We start from the raw sequence: 20,474 nt of genomic DNA, 5'->3' as shown, positions 1-20,474 counted from the left end.
CTAAAGTGGTATATATTATAGTAATATGTAATAATCATTATTTTTGTTACTTGGCTTAATGTAAAAACTTTTCCTGTAATACAGAAAAGGGACTGTCTAATAATACATCTTAACAAGCTTGTAGCCATAAAAATGTATTATTAGACAGCCCCATATAAAATATTAATTGTTAACTGTTGTATCATCTACAGGTTCATTGATTTCAGTATCTTCTCCCATGTCAGCCGCATTATCCTGGATGTTTTCAGTTAAATCACCTTGATCTTGTTTAGTTAATTCTATTACGACTTTTGGTATTTCAGTAACAAGTTCAACAGTTCTTGGGTATGTAAGAGTCAAAGTGACTTCATGTCGCCCTTCCTCCAAGTTATTAAGATTTATCGTAGGATTAAGATTGTATACTGTAATTCTGTTCAGATCATCTTGGATTCCTCGAAACTTAACCTTAATGTCTTCTGTATTAACTATAGATATATTTAGATTCTCTGGTAATCTTTCTATACTTATATCATGAGTTAATATCACTACCTCTTTTTCTTCAACTTTGTCTACATTCAATTTAACTGTAACCATGTTGGTGTTTTGATACCTTGATACTCCTACTGGCAGTACTGTAGCTAAATCAATTTCTTTGTTAACATCAGCAGTAACATTATTAAGTGGCACTTCTAAAACTAGATTATTTATTTTATCAATAGCCGATTCTGTTCCAACAAGAGTTACCTTATTAGGAATAACTTCACTTCCAGTCAATTTGTATCCAGAAGGTAAACTACCAGTGGTCTTAACAAGAACATTGACTTCTTTCAATTTCCTGATAGGAACCTGATAACTAACTTCTTCTATACTCTTCTCTATGTTACTAACTTCATTACCTTCTTTGTCCAATAGTCTTATTTTACCAACAGATGTAACGTCATTAGTAGCACCATCAATGCCAAGGGTTACTTTAACTTCTTTTACTTGAGCCATCTTAGATTCTGGCCCTTCTATTTCAACAGTATTTGGAGTAATGATAGGATCTAGATGAATATATGATTCCTTAGGATTACCCTCAAATTCATACGTTATCTTTCTACTTTCTGATTTAACATTTTCTCTTGATATTCTCATATCGTTAGGACTTTTCTTAACAACTGTAATTCCTTCAATAGGTTTTATATCAATAACTAATGAATCAGTAAATGATAAGTATTGCATATCAACTGTAGCTATTATATCTTCTTTATGAAAACGTTCAATTATTGTACGTTTCCCTCCTAGGGTAACATCCACATATTGACCTTCTATAAAATTGATATATTGATTTTTGGACGTGATTATCTCTTCATTAAGAACTTTTACAGGAATATGCTTAAAATCCTTAGTTATATATGGATCTTCTACTCTTACAATAGCAAACCAAACAAAGAAGGCTATTACAATTGATGCAATTTTCCATCCTACGTTTCTTGTAAATACATTACCCATTTCTTTGTCTACCTTTCCAAATTTTAAATTTCTTTATGTCAGCTGTCTTCTTTTGATAGACTAATTTATTTTTCAAATAATCACTATCTACATTTCTAATTATATTACCACCTAATGCCATTGATACATTTCCTGTTTCTTCTGAAATTATGATAACTATACAGTCAGAAACTTCAGTTATACCAACTGCTGCTCTATGCCTTGTGCCTAACTCTTTACTTAGACTCATATTATCTGAAAGAGGTAAGTAGCATGTTGCAGCAACTATCTTATTATTACGAATTATAATTGCCCCATCATGAAGCGGAGTATTGTGTTCAAATATATTTATAAGTAATTGACTTGTTATAGTTGCATTCAATGGAATTCCAGTTCGTTCATATTCTCCAAGTTTTACTTCTCTTTCAACAACTATTAATGCTCCTGTTTTGAATTTTGCCATCTCTTCTGTTGCTGTTACAATTTCTTCTATTGCTTTTAATGAAATCTTCTCTTTTTTATCTTTCTGCTCTTCAAATATTAAGAAAGTAGAGAAAAAATTTCTTCTACCAAGCTGTTCTAATGCACTTCTAAGTTCTGGTTGAAATACAATTAGCAAGGCTATGATTCCAGTATTTATGGTTTTAACAAATATAAAAGTTATAGTATTAAGTTCGAGAATCATTGATATGAATGCAATAATAGATATTATTAATAAACCTTTAAAAAGTGTCCAAGCTCTAGTACCTCTAACCCATTTTAAAAGTTGATATATCACAAATGCAATCAAAGCTATTTCAATTACATCTTTTACGCCTATTATAGGTAAATCAAATCGTATCATTTTTAAATTTTGCCAAAAGTTATTCAAATCTTCCAATATTACACCCTCTTTAACCATGCTTCTATCAATCTTAGACTATTCATTCTACCAATATTAACCTATACCTTATTTTAAAAATAAATTCATTAAATTATTTTAATATTATAAGGCCAATGGGCGTATATAATTGATACTTCTTCTAGTTACAAAAGATTAACTTATATGTAACTTATTATATCATTATTTATACTTTATAAAAATAGATTTTATAAAATTTTTTCAAAAATATATTCTATAACTTGCTTTTAGAAAAATGTTATATTTTTAGAAAAAAACGAAGAGTCATAAGACCGCTTCGTCATGTTAATTCATTATTTATTAATAGATTTCATATTATTTTGTTATATTATTTATACGCTTAACTTTCTTAATCTGTTTTCCAATCTTAATCTTAGGTATAGCTTTCACGTAATAGATGTAATCATCATCTTCAAACTGCACTTTCTCAGCTCTTGTATAGTTTAAACATACTTTTAAGAATTGACAAGCAGAAACAAAAACTATCGATAATATAGAACCCAATACAACTCCTATTATGCTGATATCAGTCTTCAATATAATAGTTCCAATGGTAAATCCTAACAAGTTAGTAATACTACCTGCTACAATGGCAATGTACCATACATAATCTATTTCTAAACGGCTTACAAAATATGTAATCAACATAACTGCAATAAATATAATAATTGTTAACATCATAGCTTTGTCATTAAGCAGTGAATCTGTAATTGATTTGTACATACTCATAAGTGAATCTGGTAAATCTGTTAGATCTGCTGCTTTTATTGATAAAATAGTTGGCATGTGACTTGAAAAAAAGTAGACACCAACCCCAATGCAAACTGGTACTATTGCTATTGGACCAACAAATAATCCTGCAAAAATAGGTACTACATATGGCATTCCTAGTGAAAAGAGCAGTGGAACTGCAACTATGAAATAACCCATTCTAGGGAATATCCTAATATACATCAAGTATATTATTATCATCATTACAAAAATTATTGCTAAAGCTTCAATTGAAACATAGAATAAATGAGTACTAATTATAAATATTAATAAGAGTACTAACCAATTGCCAGGAATAAAACTAGCTACTGCCGCTAGTAATATATTCACTACTGGTTTATTAAGTACCTTTGCAAAATTCAAAAACCCATTTAATCTAATAAATACCATTAATGCCAATATAAATCTAGTTATAGGCACTATAAATCTTTCATATCGTTTGTACAGTGTTATGAGCACTTCCCTTATCTCATAAAGCTTAGTCATAACTAAAATTTCCTCCTTGAATAAAATCTACACTACTTATACTCATCCAGCTTGCTAAGTAGCTTTTTATATTTTCCAATTCTTATTTCAGCGCTTCTATATCTTTTCCTATAAATGATTGTTGAAATGATTGTGTAAATTGCTAGTACAACAACTAATATTACAAGATACTTAATACCTATACCAATATAATTTATATCTCCTATACTATTGAGATCTCTAGAGACTCTTCTCATTAAGTCCCCGCCGAATATAATGCACATTGCTACCAAAACGCCTAATCGTGTTTTAAAGTTATTGTAGGATATATAATTTGACTTAAAATGCCCATTTACAGAGAAATCTTCTTTTCCTACATTTTTTTCGTATATAGCAAGATTAGTCATAATCTTTACTTTTTCTTTATTCACAAGTACTCACCCCGTTTCAATAAAGTAGCTGTTATGAAGCACTATTGCTCTTTTAATAATGCATCTTTATTATATTTTGAACCAGCATGCCATAAAATCCATTCTTCAAGACCTGCATCATATGTTGCTTGTATCTGAGCACGTATTTCTTCTGGACCATAAGACTTATAATTTGGTTTTCTTAGATAAGATGCTGTAAAGGCTTGAAGCCAAGGTCTTACTATAGCTGCTTTCTTACCATTTAATTCTTTATATTTTTCATTTGATGCTGTCATTGAACCTAGTATTGTCTCATATGGATATAAGTCTGAATGTTTATCTCTTGGTATTCCAAAGAAACCTTTTCCATAATGTGAAGGATATACCATTGGGCAGATGACATCTAATTTTTCTGCCATATCTAAGTAATCTTGTCCTATAGCTTTTGCATCTACTTTACTTGTAATAATAGTACCAAATACATCAGCTGATACTTTGACATTATATGGTTCTAATTCTTTCATTGCATATGCTACAAACTCAGAGATTACTTCCATCCTTGTTTTATTTTCAGCATCCACGCCAAAATCTGCATTATTCAAGCTTCTTGTAGCTTCAAATCTTATATAGTCAAATTGAATTTCTTTGAATCCAACTTCTGCAGCTTTTTTAGCAACATTAAGGACATAATCCCAAGTATCTTTATTATAAGGATTAAGCCATGATACTTTATCGTACATCCAAAGACTGCCGTCTTTATTCTTAATAGCAAGATCTGTTATTTTTTTTGATGACCAAGGATCTTTAAATGCTACGATACGTGCTATTGGATAGATATCATTTTCATATAGTCTATCCATGACAACATTAATGTCTTTCATATATTTTACTTCTGCATTAATTTCATCTGATTGTGGATTATCCATATCAAATGTAATTCTACCTGAATCATTTTTAACATCTATAACAAACGCATTTACCTCTGTAGTATTAGCTATATCTATTAAGGTATTGAATCTTTCCTTACTGCTTACTGCAGATGCATTTACATATAGCCCCTTTACTTTTGGCGCTTCGCTATACAAATTATAGCTGACCCCAGGACTTTCTAGATAATCGTTGAATCCAACTTCCAGAGTTTCTACTGTTGATTCTCCTGGTTTAATAATACTACTGATAAAGTTATTTACATCACCATCTTTATTAGTTAAGTATTTATATACAAATGGAGCACAAATTATCAACGCTATTAATAAAATCAAGAACCAATATTTTCTTGTATTACGTTGTCTCTTACGATAAGCCATTCATTCATTCCCTCTTTTCAATTGATTTATTATTTTCCTCAGTTAAATATCTCAGTCATGAATATAGTATTATTTAGATTATAGCACATAAAAAAGTTATTTTCGACACTTTTTTAGTAGATAAATTACTTTATTTATATTATAACACTCATTAGATTTCTTAATCATATTTATTGCTAACTTATTCCAAATAATGATATTATTCTTCTGATTCATATAAATATTACGTAATTTATAACTTCTATCACTATATTATTAAATACAAAGCTTATGTAAATAACTTATACAGTATACCATAACATGATTAGGTATGTAAACAAACCATGTTTATTACAGGACAATAAAAAAACCTCATAATAGAGGCTTTTTATTTATATCTACTCTTTATTTTTCATTGTTGGGAATAATAATACGTCTCTGATTGAATATGAATTAGTTAATAACATAACCAATCTGTCGATACCTATTCCAAGTCCTCCTGTTGGAGGCATTCCATATTCTAATGCAGTAAGGAAATCTTCATCGATCATGCTGGCTTCTTCATCTCCAGCTGCACGAAGTTCTTCTTGTCTCTCAAATCTTTGTCTTTGATCGATTGGATCATTCAACTCTGAGAAGGCATTAGCAAATTCTCTTTTTGTAATAAATAATTCAAATCTCTCAGTATAATCTGGTTTCTCAGGCTTTCTCTTAGCAAGAGGTGAGATTTCTACTGGGTGATCAATTATGAATGTTGGTTGAACAAGATGTTCTTCAACATATTCCTCAAAGAAAAGATTGAGGATATCACCTTTTTTATGGTGTTTTTCAAATTCTATATGATGCTTTTTAGCTAATTCTTTTGCTTGTTCATCTGTTTCTATTTCATCAAAATCAACATTAGCATATTGCTTAACTGCATCTAACATTGATAGTCTTGCAAATGGTTTACCAAGATCTATTTCTACCTCATCATATGTAACAGTAGTAGTTCCTAATACATTCTTAGCTACTGTACGAATAAGTTCTTCGGTTAAATCCATCATGCCATGATAATCTGTATATGCTTCATATAATTCAAGTAATGTGAATTCAGGGTTATGTCTTACTGATAATCCTTCATTTCTGAATACTCTACCGATTTCATATACTCTCTCAAATCCACCTACAATTAATCTCTTTAATGGTAATTCAAGAGCAATTCTCATGTACAATTCCATATCAAGAGCATTATGATGTGTAATGAATGGTCTTGCGGATGCTCCTCCTGATATTGTATTAAGTACTGGTGTTTCTACTTCTAAGTATCCTCTATTATCAAGTACATTCCTAATTTCTTTTATAATCTTGGATCTAGTTATGAAAGTATCCTTTACTTCTGGATTAACAATTAAATCTAGATATCTTTGACGATATCTTGTATCAGTATCTTTTAATCCATGATATTTTTCAGGTAAAATCTGTAAACTCTTTGATAGTAAAGTTACTTCATGAGCTTTTATTGATATTTCACCTTTTTGAGTTCTGAATACTTCACCTTTTATACCAACAATATCACCTAAGTCATAATGTTTGAATTCGGCATATTCTTCTTCACCAATTGCATCTTTTCTCACATATGATTGGATTTGTCCATTTCTATCAGCTATGTGACAGAAAGAAGCCTTTCCCATAACACGTTTAGTCATGATTCTACCTGCAATTGTAACTTCTTTGCCTTCTAACTCCTCAAAACCATTGATAATTTCATTACTATGATAATCCACACTAAATTTAGTGAGTTCAAAAGGATTTTTTCCTTTTTCTTGTAACCCAGCTAGTTTATCTCTTCTAATTTTTAGGAGTTCATTAAGGTCCTGTTCTTTGCCTTGGTTGTTACTATTATTATCTGACACTTACAAGTCCTCCTTGTATATTATTGTTTACTCTTTTGTTTATATAATTTTTTATTATATTCATGTTTATATTTTATCTATGAATGTCTAACACTTTTAGTTTTACAACCCCATAAGGAGTTTCAGCTTCTACTAAATCACCTATTTTTGAACCAATTAAGGCACTTCCCACTGGTGATTCATTCGATATTTTATATTTTAATGGATCTGCCTCTGTTGAACCTACAATTGCATAGTCAATTTCTTCTTCAAATTCTAGATCATATATCTTCACTTTGCAACCTACACTAATGGTATCTAATGATATTTCTTCTTCGTCAATTACTTCAGCGTTTTTAAGTATTTTTTCAAGTTCTATTATTCTAGATTCAATTTCGCCTTGTTCTTCTTTTGCCGCATCATATTCTGCATTTTCAGATAAATCACCTTGAGCTCTGGCTTCTTTTATCTTTTCTGCAACATCTTTTCTTCTTACTACTTTTAGATTCTGTAATTCGTCTTCTAATTCCCTTAATCCACTATATGTTAGTATTACTTTTTTGTCAGGCATCTTGCTACACCCTTCCTCTTAATATATTTTATATAATAATAAAACTAGTAATATATGAACTATCTTTATATGTCTAGTTCAATATGATTACCTTGTTTATCAAGATAAAACATTTAATTAATATATATTAATAAATTAATTAATTAAACGTATATATCAATTTATTAATACAACATACAATCTTAATGACTCCCCAATACAATATTTCTAATTTTTGTAATGTTATATTATTCATATTCAAGGTATTATAACTTAATAATAACAAGTTGTCAATATAAAAATAGTTCAGAAAAGCTTAAGACTGCAATTCTTCCCCCCTCTGATATATATTACCAATTGTAACATGATATTTGCTCTTGATCTTATCCAGTCTTTCATACATATTTGTTTTATAGCCATATAAGAACATGCTTCTTAACATTCTATTCTCATTAAGTAAAATACCATGTAGTAATTCTTTGCTCATCAAATGATTATCAACATACATATCAACACCGGTTATTATATTAATATCATTTCTTTTTATTAGTATATTCTTGACTTTATCATCATCTGATACGAAATCAATAATATATGAACCTTCATCAAAGGAGTAGAATATTTTATCCTTATCGCCATTGCAATTAATAATTATATCACTTGATATTTCTTGATTTACATTATAATTGGTTATCCCAACAGCTAGACCTGTTTCATCATATATTTCATCAACTCTTTCTTCAAATATCTCGGGCTTCGAAGTTACTATAGTCAATGAATTAATTCCTTGATATATATTATCAATAATAAATCTTGTTTTACTATTATCTCCATCTATTATAACAAAATTCATATCTTTTAATTCTTTATTAATCAAATTTATTATTTTTTTTATCACTTTATCAATGTACAACAACTGAACAGCTTTTTCGTCACCTATAATTGATTCAAAGTAATCCCTATAGTCCTTAAGCTCTTTTGATATGACTAAGGTATTGATATTATAGATTAAATGCCTTCTGTTAAATTCGTCAATAATTACTTTCGTGTACTCTTCTTCAATCAATTCTTCTTCTGTAATAGGTAATTTTATGTCTAGTCCTAAATTACCCAAATAATCAATTTCTGTTATATTAAGGGGAAGCTTTTTTATTATATAATTCCTTATCATTTTTTTGGGAAAGAATCTAATGAATGGGTTACGAAAATTAATGTCTCCGATTTCTTTATTACAACTTATGATTGCATATTTTTTATACATATAACTCACTTCAAATTATGTTTTAGTATAACTTATTAACATAATCGAGTTTTTATACATGTTTTTTTATAATCAGATAAATTTTATTTCTGCTATTTTTTCTTTTAGTTCCTCCATAGATTGGGTACTATTGATTTCTCTTCTTATATGGGCAGAACCATGTAATCCTTTTGTATACCACGAAATATGCTTTCTCATTTCTCTAATAGCTGTGTAGGTGCCTTTATATTCTGACAGCATTTCTAAGTGTCTGTTGATGGTATCTACAATTTCATCTATTGTGGGATTAGGTAGTACCTCTCCAGTTTCTAGATAATGTATTATCCTGCTGAATATCCAAGGGTTACCTTGTGCTCCTCTTCCAATAAGTATACCATCGCAACCAGTTTCGTCTAATAATCTCTTAGCATCCTCTGGGGCAAAAACATCTCCATTGCCTAATACCGGTATTGATACTGTATCTTTAACTTGTTTTATTATATCCCAATCAGCTTTTCCACTATAATATTGTTCTCTGGTTCTTCCATGTACTCCAATAGCAGCAGCTCCGTTTTCTTCAGCTATCTTAGCTACTTCTACAGCATTGATATTACTTTCATCAAAACCTTTTCGAATCTTGATTGTTAATGGTTTATCGATGGCTGTAGAAACCTTCTTCACTATTTCTCCAATTAATCTGGGATTTTTCATGAGCGCTGAACCTTCACTATTATTAACCACTTTTGGTACTGGACATCCCATATTGATATCAATTATGTCTATAAGAGGATTATCTTCAGTAATTCTTTTTGCCATATCAGCCATAAGATCTGGTTCTGATCCAAAAAGCTGTACTGCTACTGGTCGCTCTCTTTCATCTATCTGCATCAATAGTTTTGTATTCTTATTATTATAGTATATAGCTTTTGCGCTTACCATTTCTGTATATACTAATCCGCATCCTTGTTCTTTGCATAATAGTCTGTATGGCAAATCAGTTACACCTGCCATAGGCGCTAATATTACATTATTCTCAAGCTCTATATTTCCAATTTTCATTTTCATAGCATCACTCAGTTTTTATTTTTATCATGTATTATTTTAAGTCCCTTCAATGTTAACATTGGATCATATACATCTATAGCATCTGTTTCTTTGTAGATGATCTTGGCAAGTCCGCCAGTTGCAACTACTTTCATATCAGGTAAGTTCATTTCTTGTTTTACCTTCTTAACAATATATTCAACTTGTCCTATATAACCATAAACCAATCCAGCCTGCATACTAGTAATAGTATTCTTTGCAAGAATAGTCTTTGGTTTCTTGATTTCTATTTCTGGAAGTTTAGCTGCCTTTTGCCATAAAGCATTAGCACTTATCTTAAGCCCAGGTGATGTTATTGCTGCATTAAATATTCCATCTTCTGTAACTATATCGTAAGTAGTGGCAGTTCCAAAATCAATAACTATAGCAGGTCCTCCATAAGTATAATAAGTACTTACTATATTAACAATTCTATCTGCCCCAACTTCTTTTGGATTGTCTGTTCGTATATTGATACCTGTTTTTACCCCGGGTCCAACTATTATAGGATTAGTTTTAAAATATTTTATTATACCATTAACCAGTGAATACATAATATTAGGAACTACCGAAGCGATGATTACATCTTTTACTTCATTTACATCTATTCCTTTATGTAAAAATAAATTATACATGAATAATCCATATTCATCTGATGTTCTAGGTGTTTTTGTTGTCATTCTCCAATTTGCCACTAGTTTATCTTCTTCATAAGCTCCTAACACTATGTTAGTATTGCCAATATCAATAACTAATAACATTCAATCACTTCCTTTGATAATCTATTACTTCTTTATTAAATAAGAAACTGTGGGAAAATATATTTTTAAACATTAATATTAAGGAATCTAAACCTAGTCTATCTTCCAAAACTTATAGTCAACTCGAAAAATGAATTATCCAACAGCTCCTTCATCTATTTATTTTCTATAAAAAGCTTTCTTGAGGGAATAAACTACTAAAATAGATACTGCTGCTGCAAGAACAGCTTCTGCTATACCGCTTGTAGTAGCAACAGAATATACTAGCGCTTTTGCCTCTACGCCCAATTTGTCTTTTATAAAGTCAGAATATACTATAAATATCATACCAAGTACACCTATAGTATTAGTAAAACTACCTATTACAGCACCAAAACCAACAGCTAGTGATTCATATTTCTTTGTTTTACCTAATAGGTGCTTAATCATTGCATATGCATAATAAGATGTAATCCCTATCAATATTCTAGGCAATACTGAAATAAGTGGATTCATAAATAACGGATCTAATGGTGACGCCGGCATAATAAATGCTTTAATTAACGTTGCTACACCAAATCCTAAACCGACTACCAACCCCATGATAGGCCCCTCAACAATAGCTATTATTATTGTAGGTATATGTAATATCGTTGGGTTAATTGGTGGCAAAGGAATCAATCCTAGTGGTGTATATGCTAAAATAATAGTTATAGCCACCATTACTGAAGCTAATACGAGCTTCCTAGTACTTATTCTTTTTTTCATTGTTCCAACCTCCTGTTCTCATTCCCTAAGGATACAAGACATTTTCATTTTGTATTTAATAAAACCTTTAATTAAAAGGTTTTATTAACTAAATCACATTAAAACATATATAGCTATAAAATACAATCATATTATATCATAATATTATCAAATAACAACTAGTTCCTAGATTATTGAAATTAATTAATCGTTTTTGTTATTTCAAATTATATCTAAATAGTACTGAATTCTTCTATTTATATTGAGTCTAATAGTGCATGTAAAATAATACAAGGTGTTAATGATTTTGTATTTATATAGATTTTGCCTATTAAATAACCTATGTATATTTGTGGTACAATTAACAAGATAATATTAATAGAAAATTGTTCATAGTTTAAAATATGTATAAGTCCAAAGACTATAGCTTGTATTATATTAGATTTATCTTCACTTAAACCAATTGCTAATAAACCACTAAAGCACAATCCTCTGAAAATTACTTCTTCAACTAAGCTCGGATAGTAAATTTTTATAGGTATATTAATAATTATCAATTTAATTAAGTCTGTTATACTGTTCAATCTTACATATCTAATAATTGGTAATATTTCAATAGATAACCATACCAATAAAACCAGTAATAAACTTGTTAAACTAATTCTCCAATTAAAATTCTTAATCTTTATTCCAAAAATATATGCCGCAAACACTGTCATTGTTATAGGCAATTGAATTAGTAGCGCTTTAAACAATGAATAATTATTTTTGCTAACATTAGTATAGTCATAGTACCCTTGAATACTCATATAAAGAAAAAATACAAGAATAAATGCATATATAAATTCTCTATTTTTCTTTATTTCCAAGTTGCTTTTACAAAATAGATTACCAAATAGTATAATTATAATAAGGGGTAAGAGTAGTCTTTCTAAACCCATACCATTTTTGAATAGATTAATAGTTATACATACTATAATAAAAATGATTTCATAAATAGTAAGTTTTATAACTCTCATTATTTATACTCCTCTAATATTATTATATTTTATAGTCAACACAAGCTCTTGCCATTGCAACTTTTTTGATGAACTTACCTACTTCTACATGGTCTGGATTAATCTGATAAGCATTAAGGTCTGTGATTGATTCCACATCTACAGTAAGAACTAAATCATAATTACTGTTATCAGCTTCATCATCATTTAATCCTACATGTAGATATTTTATTTCTTCTACTTTTCCTTGTAATTTTTCTAATAACTCTTTTGTCTTGTTTAGATTATATTTCTTATAATTACCTTCTGCTTCTTCTTGATATTTGAACATTACCACGTGACGAATCATAATTATTTTCTCCTTTTCTATATTATTTAATTTTTTATTCTTCTCCTAAATAAAATACTTTGAAAAACATTTCTAAGGATTCCCATAATTCCTGCTTATCAGTTTGCAACTGCTTAATCTTAAGACCACTGCCAATATCATCAAATAACAAATCATTTTCATCAGCTTCTACTTCTAAGAACAAGTCACCATTTTCTTCAAATCCTATAGTCAGGATTCCACCTACATCCTCAGTATATAAAACTGATAATATCTTCAATTCATCCTTTATCTGTTGTGGAAGCTGTTCAAAATCTTCATTCAAATAATATTTTTTATTATAAGCATTAGAAACACATAATATTACTCTTTCATCAAACATATATATCAAACCCTTTCATTTTCATATTCTATACGTATCCATATATTCCTCTTACAGAAACTTCTCCTGAAGTAACTACTATATCTTCTCCTTGTTGGTTAGTTACTATGAGTTCACCTTTATTGGTAACACATTTCACATTACCAGTTATACCCTGCTTTCTCCCTGTAACTGTTACTTTTCTGCCTATATTTATACAGTGTTCATTATATTCTTTAATCATTTTAGTTAAGTCTTCTGTTTCAAGATATTTTTTATAATAGTCTTCAAAAATCTCTAGAGTCCTTTTTACAAGTCTTTTCCTTTGATAGGATTGATTTCCTTCTATCATCAATGAAGTTGCAATATTATCTAGTTCTGCTGGGAATTTTTCTATATTAACATTTATTCCTATTCCTACTACCACGAAATTTATAAAGTCTATTTCAGAGTTCATTTCTGTTAATAATCCGCATATTTTTTTACCATTCACAACAATGTCATTAGGCCATTTGATTGCTGCTTCTAAACTGGTTATCTCTCTTACAGCCTTGCATACTGCTAGGCCTGCCACCAAAGTTAACATTGAAGCATTCTCCGGCATTATGCTAGGTCTTAATATAATAGACATCCATATGCCTGTACCAGGTGGAGAAACCCACATCTTACCTCTTCTGCCCTTACCTGCTGTTTGTTCTTCAGCAATAACGACCGTTCCGCTCTTGGAGCCTTCCAAAGCTAATTTTTTAGCCTGTTGATTGGTAGAGTCTAGTTTATCAAAATTAATTATTTTATTACCGATAATTTCTGTATTAAGATTATAATGTAATTCTTCGCTGTTCAATATATCAGGAGAAGATAGAAGTCTATAACCTTTCCTTGTAACGGATTCAATTTCATAACCTTCTTCTTTTAAACGATTAATAACTTTCCATATAGCGGTTCTGGAGACTCCTAGTTGTTTGCTTATTTCTTCACCTGAAATGTAATCATCAGCTTCATTCAACAATTGTATTATTTTCTCTTTCATAGTGTATTCCCTACTCACATTCTTTTTTATGTATTATATCAGAATGAAATAAATAGTGTCAATTGTAAAGGGACAGTGAATTTTTCATCTGTCCCTTTAATCATTATATTGTTCCAACCATTACAGCTTTTATGGTGTGCATTCTATTTTCAGCTTCGTCGAATATTACTTGTGAGTACTGTTCAAAAACTTCTTCTGTTATTTCGTTGCCTTTTACTGCTGGTAGACAATGCATGCATATTGTGTCGTTTTTATTGGTTTTAGTTAGCAGCTCTTTATTTACTTGATATGGCTTTAATAATTTGATTCTCTCGGCTGCTTTGGTCTCTTCACCCATTGAACACCATACATCTGTATATATGATATCTGCTTGTGCTACTTCCTCGGTATCGTCTGATATGTTTATTATACTTCCTGATTCTTTTGCAAAAGTTTTACATTCATCAACTAACTCTTTTATAGGCCATAACTGTTTAGGAGCGATTAATGTGAAATTCATTCCCATCTTACTGCATCCAATCATTAGACTGTTAGCCATATTATTACGTCCATCACCTACATAGACAAAATTAAGCCCTTCCATCTTTCCAAATTTCTCTTTTATAGTCAATAAATCGGCTAATATCTGAGTTGGATGGTAATCATCAGTCAATCCATTCCATACTGGAACACCACTGTACTTGGCTAATTTTTCAACATGTTCTTGTGAAAAACCTCTGAATTCTATTCCATCAAATAATCTTCCTAATACTCTTGCAGTATCTTCAACGGATTCTTTATAACCTAATTGTATATCGTTCTTACCTAGATACTCAGGATGCCCTCCTTCATCTGTACAAGCTACAGTAAAAGCACATCTTGTTCTTGTAGAAGGCTTCTCGAATATTAAAGCTATATTTTTCCCTTTTAAATCTTCTCCGATAATACCCATTCTCTTCTTTTGCTTCAAATCTCCTGCTAGATTTAATAAATATTCAATTTCAGCTTTGTTAAAATCCTTCAAAGTTAATAAGCTTTTTCCTTTTAGGTTAACTGCCATAGCCATCTCTCCTTTATGTATATTTATTCATATTTATTAATTATTATTCTATAAATATTAATCCATTTTGTCAAGTATTAAAAAAACCGACTACATTATTGCAGTCGGTTAAGCTTATCTAGAATCTATATGTAGTTCTTTTTCAGGCTCTTTCATACATTCATCTATAGTCGTTAAAATCAGTCATTGCTATATCTCCTTTCAATACTGCCAGTGTTTTATTCATAGCAATATAGTAAGTTACAGCTTATATTTTGTTGTTTTATTTTCACTACATAACTCAAAAGCCAGCTTAAATCCTATCTTGAAACCATATACAAAATGAATTTTAGACCCAATTACAGAGCGTTCAGATTTTATATCCAATAGTCTTTCGTAAATATCTCTTTGCTCTTGGTTTATTAGTTCTAAAAATTCACTCTCTACTTTAATAACTTCTGAAGTTGCTTTTATGTACTCATCTGTTCGACAGAAATTTTCGAATGAATCAATTTCTCCATTAAATAGTTGTTCTATTATTGATTCCATATGTTCCTCCTTAATATTTATAAATATCTTAGATTACATTGAATTCCACAACAAACAGATGTATAATATATTTACCTCTGTTTGTTGTGGAGGCAAGTTAGAAGCAGTGTTCTTGTTCAGAGATTTTGGCACTGCTTCTTTTATTTTGCCTTGAGGTCATCAGCAATTTTCTTTATACCTTTACGAACTACATCAGAACGGTTACTATTAAGCTGTTTGGCACATTCATCAAGCATATCCATAGTTTCCTTATCCACTCTAATTTGTAATTTTATGTTCTTGGGATTATCAGAAGGTGGACGACCCATCTTTTTTGACGCCATTGTTTTCACCTCACTTTACGCCATGACAATAATATTATATATTAGCCATGACAAAAAGTCAATCACTACCATAAAGATTATAACTAATCCGTCAAAGTAAATAACTCATTAGTCTGTTAAAGGTATCTTCTTTATATTTTAACGTATAATTAGAAATAAGGCTGTAAGTGTGCCATAGTACAATATCATTAAGTTAAGCTTTTTGCATATATTAAACTAATTTTACTGATAGCCAATAGGTAAGTTTTTATATTATATTTTGCTAAATAGTATAATTTTTTACACTATTAATAACCATAGATATCTCATAATTCTAAAATATATTGAAAAATTATCTTGTTATGTTATTCTATATAGGAAGCTAATTACAGTAGCTTATTTTTGAATTTTTGAGGGTCATTTAATTGGAGGGATTAATTTATGAAAAGATTGCTTTTACCATTATTAATTATTTTATGCCTTTCGGGTTGCATGAAATTTACTCAAGTACAAGATAAAGCTAATAAAGATGAAAAATCAGATAATCTTTTAAGTAGCAATTCAGAACAAGAATCAGATTCTTTATATCCAGTAATAAAGGATAATATACATGAAATAGATAATACTCTTCTTAAAGAAATTGTAACGAGTTATTTTCTTGTGTTTGATTTTGATATGTCTTTTAATGAGGATGATTTAGTAGATTATGAAAGAGCTTTTCAATACATAAGGAGTGCGGGTACATATCCAATAGAACCTTTTGAATATTGGAAGTTCTTTGAGGACTATTATGATTCAGAATCAGATAATTATACCATTCCGGTCAAATTAGTTGATAAGCTTATATCAGAAAAAAAAATAAAATCCTCACAGTTTGCGGGACTAACTGTAGTTGATGATAATTATATAGTTGATAGTTTATTTTGGACTGTACGGTCAGAACTTCATCAGTATTTTAATAAAGGCAAATGGATACTTACAGTACCATCAGAAATTGTTGACGAATATATATTAAGCAAGTTTAATACCAAAATAGACCACTCACAAATAAAAGAATATGATGAAAACAGCCAAATATATACTTATGAATCGTTTACGGGATCGTTTCATTACGCTATAACAATTGAAGAAGTTATAGTTGATGATGAAATATTAACATGTAAGTGTATATTAACTAATGAGATACAGGAAAGTCAACTTATTTCATATAAGGTAACTTTTGTAATAAAGTTAGTAGATGGTGAGTATAAATTTTTATCTGTTGATATTAAATATAATAATATATAGTTTTACATTTAAAAGACTTCACCACAAATTTGGACTGATTGTCAAGTGTTTTTAGCTATCTACCTAATTACACAACCTATCCCTATAGTCCCTTACATAACTACTAACCATATCCCTAATAAACATAACATAATCAACATCCGCACCTTTATTAGTTATAATCAAAGTAGCAACAGTATTTATCAGATTTTCAAACTCCTTATTATCATCCCCAGCATCACTAAGTCCATAGCTCTTTATCAACATTTTTTCTATCTGCTCAGCATGCCTCTTATGAAACTTAGAATGAGCAAGAAAATTCCCCTCTTCAACCTTGTCATCCTTTGACTCAATTATTTCCATCCTGAATAAATACAATCCTATTCCTTTTTTCTTTTCCATTTCCTTATATAAACTCAATATATAATCAGCAAATAAATCCTCATTCCCATCAGATGAATCAATCAACTCATCCAATTTATTCATAGACTCATACCAGAGTTCATTAAAAACTTCATACACAACTTCTTTCTTGTTAGGAAAATAATTATAAAGGGTTCCTACTGCAACATTACACTCCTTAGCAATTTTTCTTATATCTATAGCATCAAACCCTTGCTCATAAAAAATTGTAGTTGCAGTTTTTATTATTTTCTCTCTTAGATCTTTAATTATTTTTGGCACTGATTCCATCCCTTTCAAGCTACATTAGGCAGCCCATTGCTTCCATCTCGTAATTGATATATCTCTTTATTAACCATTATACCAAGAATTCCTGTTAAAATAAAGGTAAGTACATCAGCTACAGGTTGTGCAAGTAAAACTCCATTCAAATTGAAAAATGAAGGTAATATGAGAATTAATGGTATCAACATGATTCCCTGCCTTGAAATAGATAGAATAGCTGCTTCCTTTGCTTTACCAATAGCTTGAAATAACATATTGATAACCATTGAATACCCTAATAACGGTAATGAAATGGACCATATCCTTAATCCTTTAATTGCTATCCTAGCCACTTCTGCTTCTGGTCTGAAAATCATTACAATAGGCTCAGCAAAAATCATGAATACTGCGAAAACAATTATACAATATATTGTGCTTACTTTCGTGCTTACTTTTGTTGAATCCAATACCCTCTGATATTTTTTAGCTCCAAAATTATATCCTGCTACAGGTAAGAATCCTTGTGTATATCCTAGTAAAGCATAAAACCCTAACATAAATACTTTTGACACAATACCTATAGCTGCTACTGCTTCAGTACCATAACCAGTTGCAGCTTTATTCATTAAACCTATAGAAAAACTAGCAAGTAATTGTCTTATTAAAGTCGGTAACCCAATCTTAAATATTTCATTATATATTTTCTTAGAAGGTTTAAACATACTTAATTTCATTCTTATCAAGCTTTTTTTCCTGATATAGTAACTTAGTAAAAATACAGTTGTGATTGCTTGAGCAATTATTGTTGCCAATGCAGCTCCTCCAATACCCATATCAAATGCAAATATAAATATTGGGTCTAATATAATATTAAGTATGGCTCCAAGCATAAGACCAAACATTGAAATTATCGCACTACCTTCAGCCCTTAATAGATTGTTAAGTGCCATATTTCCAAGAATAAAAGGTGCTCCAATGAATAAAATTGATGTATAAGCTAAAGTATAACTAATATTATCACTATTGGCTCCGAACATATTAACTAACGGCTCTAATAACAATAGACCACATATCCCTAGAATAACTCCTGTTATTATTGTTGTTATATAAACAACCGTAATAGTTTTACTTGCTTCTTTTTTATTATTTTCTCCTAACAATCGTGAAGTATATGAAGAACCTCCAATACCAAACAACTGCCCAAATGCTACTAAAACCATAAATACAGGAAAACCAACTTGAGCCGCTGACATTGCATTAGTTCCTATCCAACTTACAAACATTGTATCAACAAAATTATATACTGCATTTACCAACATACCAATTATGGCTGGTATAGCTAATTTTGTAATTACCTTTGATACCTTCTCCTGTCCCAATAATTTACTTCTATCATCTAATTGCTCCATATTATATCTGTCCTTTCCAACTAAAATGTATGTTAAAATTTATTATGAACTTGTTCATTTAATTCATAATATTATTATATGAACACGTTCATTAAAAGTCAAGTAAAATTTTTATTTTTTCTCTTGACTTTTTTATAAGAAGTGTGTATTCTGTTTATATTGCATATATACAGTTGTAAAATAACTATTTATTAATAACTTTCAAGCATTTTAACTATCGCTACTCTTTAGGAGTTGTATAAAAGTATAAATTAGAGATAGAATTTTAATATTATCCTTAATTTTTATATGTGTCGGCAATAGTGTAAAGAAAAAATATAAGAGGTGAATAATAATGTTAGAAGTAAAAAATTTAACTAAACATTTTGATAAAGTTAAAGCAGTAGATGATATCAGTTTTAGTGTAAATGATGGTGAGATAGCAGTATTATTAGGACCTAATGGTGCTGGTAAAAGTACAACTATCAAATCTATTGCAGGTCTTCTCAGATATAAAGGAGATATAACAATCAATAACATGAATAATAAAACTGTAGAAGCAAAAAGAGTTTTTGGATATGTACCAGAAGCCCCTGCTGTATATGACATGTTGACCATATATGAGCACATAAAATTTATTGCTACAGCATACAAATTAAAAAATTATGAAGAAAAAGCAAAAGAACTACTAATGACTTTTGATTTATGGGATAAAAAAGATAAATTAGGTGCTAGTTTATCAAAAGGAATGAAACAAAAAGTTAGTATCTGCTGTTCCTTACTACTAGACCCCAAAGTTATCCTATTCGACGAACCTATGATTGGTCTTGACCCAAAAGCTATAAAAGAATTAAAAGAAACTTTTCTAAAACTTAAAAAAATGAATCGAAGTGTATTAATCAGTACACATATCATTGATAGCGTAGAAGAAGTATGGGACAAAGCATTAATCATGAAAAATGGACAAATCGTTTTATCTAGAACAAGAAAAGAGATAGCAGCTAATAATGAAACTCTTGAAGAAATATTCTTTGATGTTACGGAGGCATAAT

General features: G+C 29.8%; 22 protein-coding genes. 2 read left to right on the top strand and 20 right to left on the bottom strand.

Annotated elements, in window-relative coordinates:
- Positions 1-162: 162 nt before the first annotated feature.
- The 18 genes from AACQ14_RS12450 to AACQ14_RS12365 form a co-directional block, all read right to left on the bottom strand.
- Positions 163-1,470 carry a CdaR family protein gene (locus AACQ14_RS12450; RefSeq protein WP_339363918.1) on the bottom strand — a complete coding sequence of 436 codons (1,308 nt, stop codon included), beginning with the start codon at positions 1,468-1,470 and terminating at the stop codon, positions 163-165.
- Positions 1,463-2,329, bottom strand: coding sequence for a diadenylate cyclase CdaA (cdaA, locus tag AACQ14_RS12445; protein WP_339363917.1), 867 nt, complete (start codon positions 2,327-2,329; stop codon positions 1,463-1,465). Before cdaA ends, AACQ14_RS12450 begins: the two co-directional genes overlap by 8 nt.
- Before the next feature lie 336 nt (positions 2,330-2,665).
- The gene (locus AACQ14_RS12440) at positions 2,666-3,607 is read right to left on the bottom strand and encodes a hypothetical protein (protein ID WP_339363916.1); all 942 of its coding nucleotides are present in this window, start codon (positions 3,605-3,607) and stop codon (positions 2,666-2,668) included.
- Positions 3,608-3,639: 32 nt separating this feature from the next.
- Entirely contained in the window at positions 3,640-4,017 is a 378-nt protein-coding gene (locus tag AACQ14_RS12435) for a hypothetical protein (RefSeq protein WP_339363915.1), read from the bottom strand.
- Positions 4,018-4,058: 41 nt separating this feature from the next.
- Positions 4,059-5,303 carry a putative glycoside hydrolase gene (locus AACQ14_RS12430; RefSeq protein ID WP_339363914.1) on the bottom strand — a complete coding sequence of 415 codons (1,245 nt, stop codon included), beginning with the start codon at positions 5,301-5,303 and terminating at the stop codon, positions 4,059-4,061.
- A 377-nt stretch (positions 5,304-5,680) separates the two neighbouring features.
- Positions 5,681-7,177 (bottom strand): lysine--tRNA ligase, encoded by a 1,497-nt coding sequence (lysS, locus tag AACQ14_RS12425; protein ID WP_339363913.1) that lies wholly within the window; start codon positions 7,175-7,177, stop codon positions 5,681-5,683.
- 73 nt (positions 7,178-7,250) lie between these two features.
- On the bottom strand, positions 7,251-7,727 hold the full coding sequence (gene greA, locus AACQ14_RS12420) for a transcription elongation factor GreA (protein ID WP_339363912.1): 477 nt from the start codon (positions 7,725-7,727) through the stop codon (positions 7,251-7,253).
- Positions 7,728-8,022: 295 nt separating this feature from the next.
- Entirely contained in the window at positions 8,023-8,967 is a 945-nt protein-coding gene (locus tag AACQ14_RS12415; RefSeq protein WP_339363911.1) for a hypothetical protein, read from the bottom strand.
- Between the two features lie 72 nt (positions 8,968-9,039).
- Complete coding sequence (dusB, locus tag AACQ14_RS12410) at positions 9,040-10,011, bottom strand: tRNA dihydrouridine synthase DusB (RefSeq protein WP_339363910.1); 972 nt, start codon at positions 10,009-10,011, stop codon at positions 9,040-9,042.
- An 8-nt stretch (positions 10,012-10,019) separates the two neighbouring features.
- Entirely contained in the window at positions 10,020-10,790 is a 771-nt protein-coding gene (locus tag AACQ14_RS12405; protein WP_339363909.1) for a type III pantothenate kinase, read from the bottom strand.
- A gap of 159 nt (positions 10,791-10,949) precedes the next feature.
- The gene (locus tag AACQ14_RS12400) at positions 10,950-11,537 is read right to left on the bottom strand and encodes an ECF transporter S component (RefSeq protein ID WP_339363908.1); all 588 of its coding nucleotides are present in this window, start codon (positions 11,535-11,537) and stop codon (positions 10,950-10,952) included.
- A gap of 236 nt (positions 11,538-11,773) precedes the next feature.
- Complete coding sequence (locus tag AACQ14_RS12395; protein ID WP_339363907.1) at positions 11,774-12,535, bottom strand: CPBP family intramembrane glutamic endopeptidase; 762 nt, start codon at positions 12,533-12,535, stop codon at positions 11,774-11,776.
- A gap of 22 nt (positions 12,536-12,557) precedes the next feature.
- Entirely contained in the window at positions 12,558-12,863 is a 306-nt protein-coding gene (locus AACQ14_RS12390) for a Dabb family protein (RefSeq protein WP_339363906.1), read from the bottom strand.
- Positions 12,864-12,897: 34 nt separating this feature from the next.
- Positions 12,898-13,224 (bottom strand): DUF6145 family protein, encoded by a 327-nt coding sequence (locus AACQ14_RS12385; RefSeq protein WP_339363905.1) that lies wholly within the window; start codon positions 13,222-13,224, stop codon positions 12,898-12,900.
- A 28-nt stretch (positions 13,225-13,252) separates the two neighbouring features.
- Entirely contained in the window at positions 13,253-14,233 is a 981-nt protein-coding gene (locus tag AACQ14_RS12380) for a biotin--[acetyl-CoA-carboxylase] ligase (protein ID WP_339363904.1), read from the bottom strand.
- Between the two features lie 103 nt (positions 14,234-14,336).
- Complete coding sequence (gene argF / locus AACQ14_RS12375; protein ID WP_339363903.1) at positions 14,337-15,272, bottom strand: ornithine carbamoyltransferase; 936 nt, start codon at positions 15,270-15,272, stop codon at positions 14,337-14,339.
- A gap of 240 nt (positions 15,273-15,512) precedes the next feature.
- Complete coding sequence (locus AACQ14_RS12370; protein WP_339363902.1) at positions 15,513-15,800, bottom strand: DUF6809 family protein; 288 nt, start codon at positions 15,798-15,800, stop codon at positions 15,513-15,515.
- A gap of 140 nt (positions 15,801-15,940) precedes the next feature.
- On the bottom strand, positions 15,941-16,123 hold the full coding sequence (locus tag AACQ14_RS12365; RefSeq protein WP_339363901.1) for a ribbon-helix-helix protein, CopG family: 183 nt from the start codon (positions 16,121-16,123) through the stop codon (positions 15,941-15,943).
- 420 nt (positions 16,124-16,543) lie between these two features.
- Between AACQ14_RS12365 and AACQ14_RS12360 the strand changes: the two genes are divergently transcribed.
- A complete protein-coding gene (locus tag AACQ14_RS12360; protein WP_339363900.1) occupies positions 16,544-17,389 on the top strand; it encodes a hypothetical protein in 846 nt (281 codons plus the stop codon).
- Between the two features lie 63 nt (positions 17,390-17,452).
- On the opposite strand, the gene AACQ14_RS12355 is transcribed toward AACQ14_RS12360, so the two are convergent.
- Together AACQ14_RS12355 and AACQ14_RS12350 are read right to left on the bottom strand one after the other, a co-directional pair.
- Positions 17,453-18,052, bottom strand: a complete 600-nt coding sequence (locus AACQ14_RS12355) for a TetR/AcrR family transcriptional regulator (RefSeq protein ID WP_339363899.1) — start codon at positions 18,050-18,052, stop codon at positions 17,453-17,455.
- Between the two features lie 14 nt (positions 18,053-18,066).
- On the bottom strand, positions 18,067-19,443 hold the full coding sequence (locus AACQ14_RS12350; RefSeq protein ID WP_339363898.1) for an MATE family efflux transporter: 1,377 nt from the start codon (positions 19,441-19,443) through the stop codon (positions 18,067-18,069).
- Positions 19,444-19,777: 334 nt separating this feature from the next.
- Here AACQ14_RS12350 and AACQ14_RS12345 point away from each other — a divergent pair, with 334 nt between their 5' ends.
- A complete protein-coding gene (locus tag AACQ14_RS12345) occupies positions 19,778-20,473 on the top strand; it encodes an ABC transporter ATP-binding protein (RefSeq protein WP_339363897.1) in 696 nt (231 codons plus the stop codon).
- Position 20,474: the final 1 nt, after the last annotated feature.

The organism is Vallitalea maricola (assembly GCF_036985595.1).
Lineage (GTDB): Bacteria > Bacillota > Clostridia > Lachnospirales > Vallitaleaceae > Vallitalea > Vallitalea maricola.
This window is presented reverse-complemented; position numbering and strand designations above follow the sequence as displayed.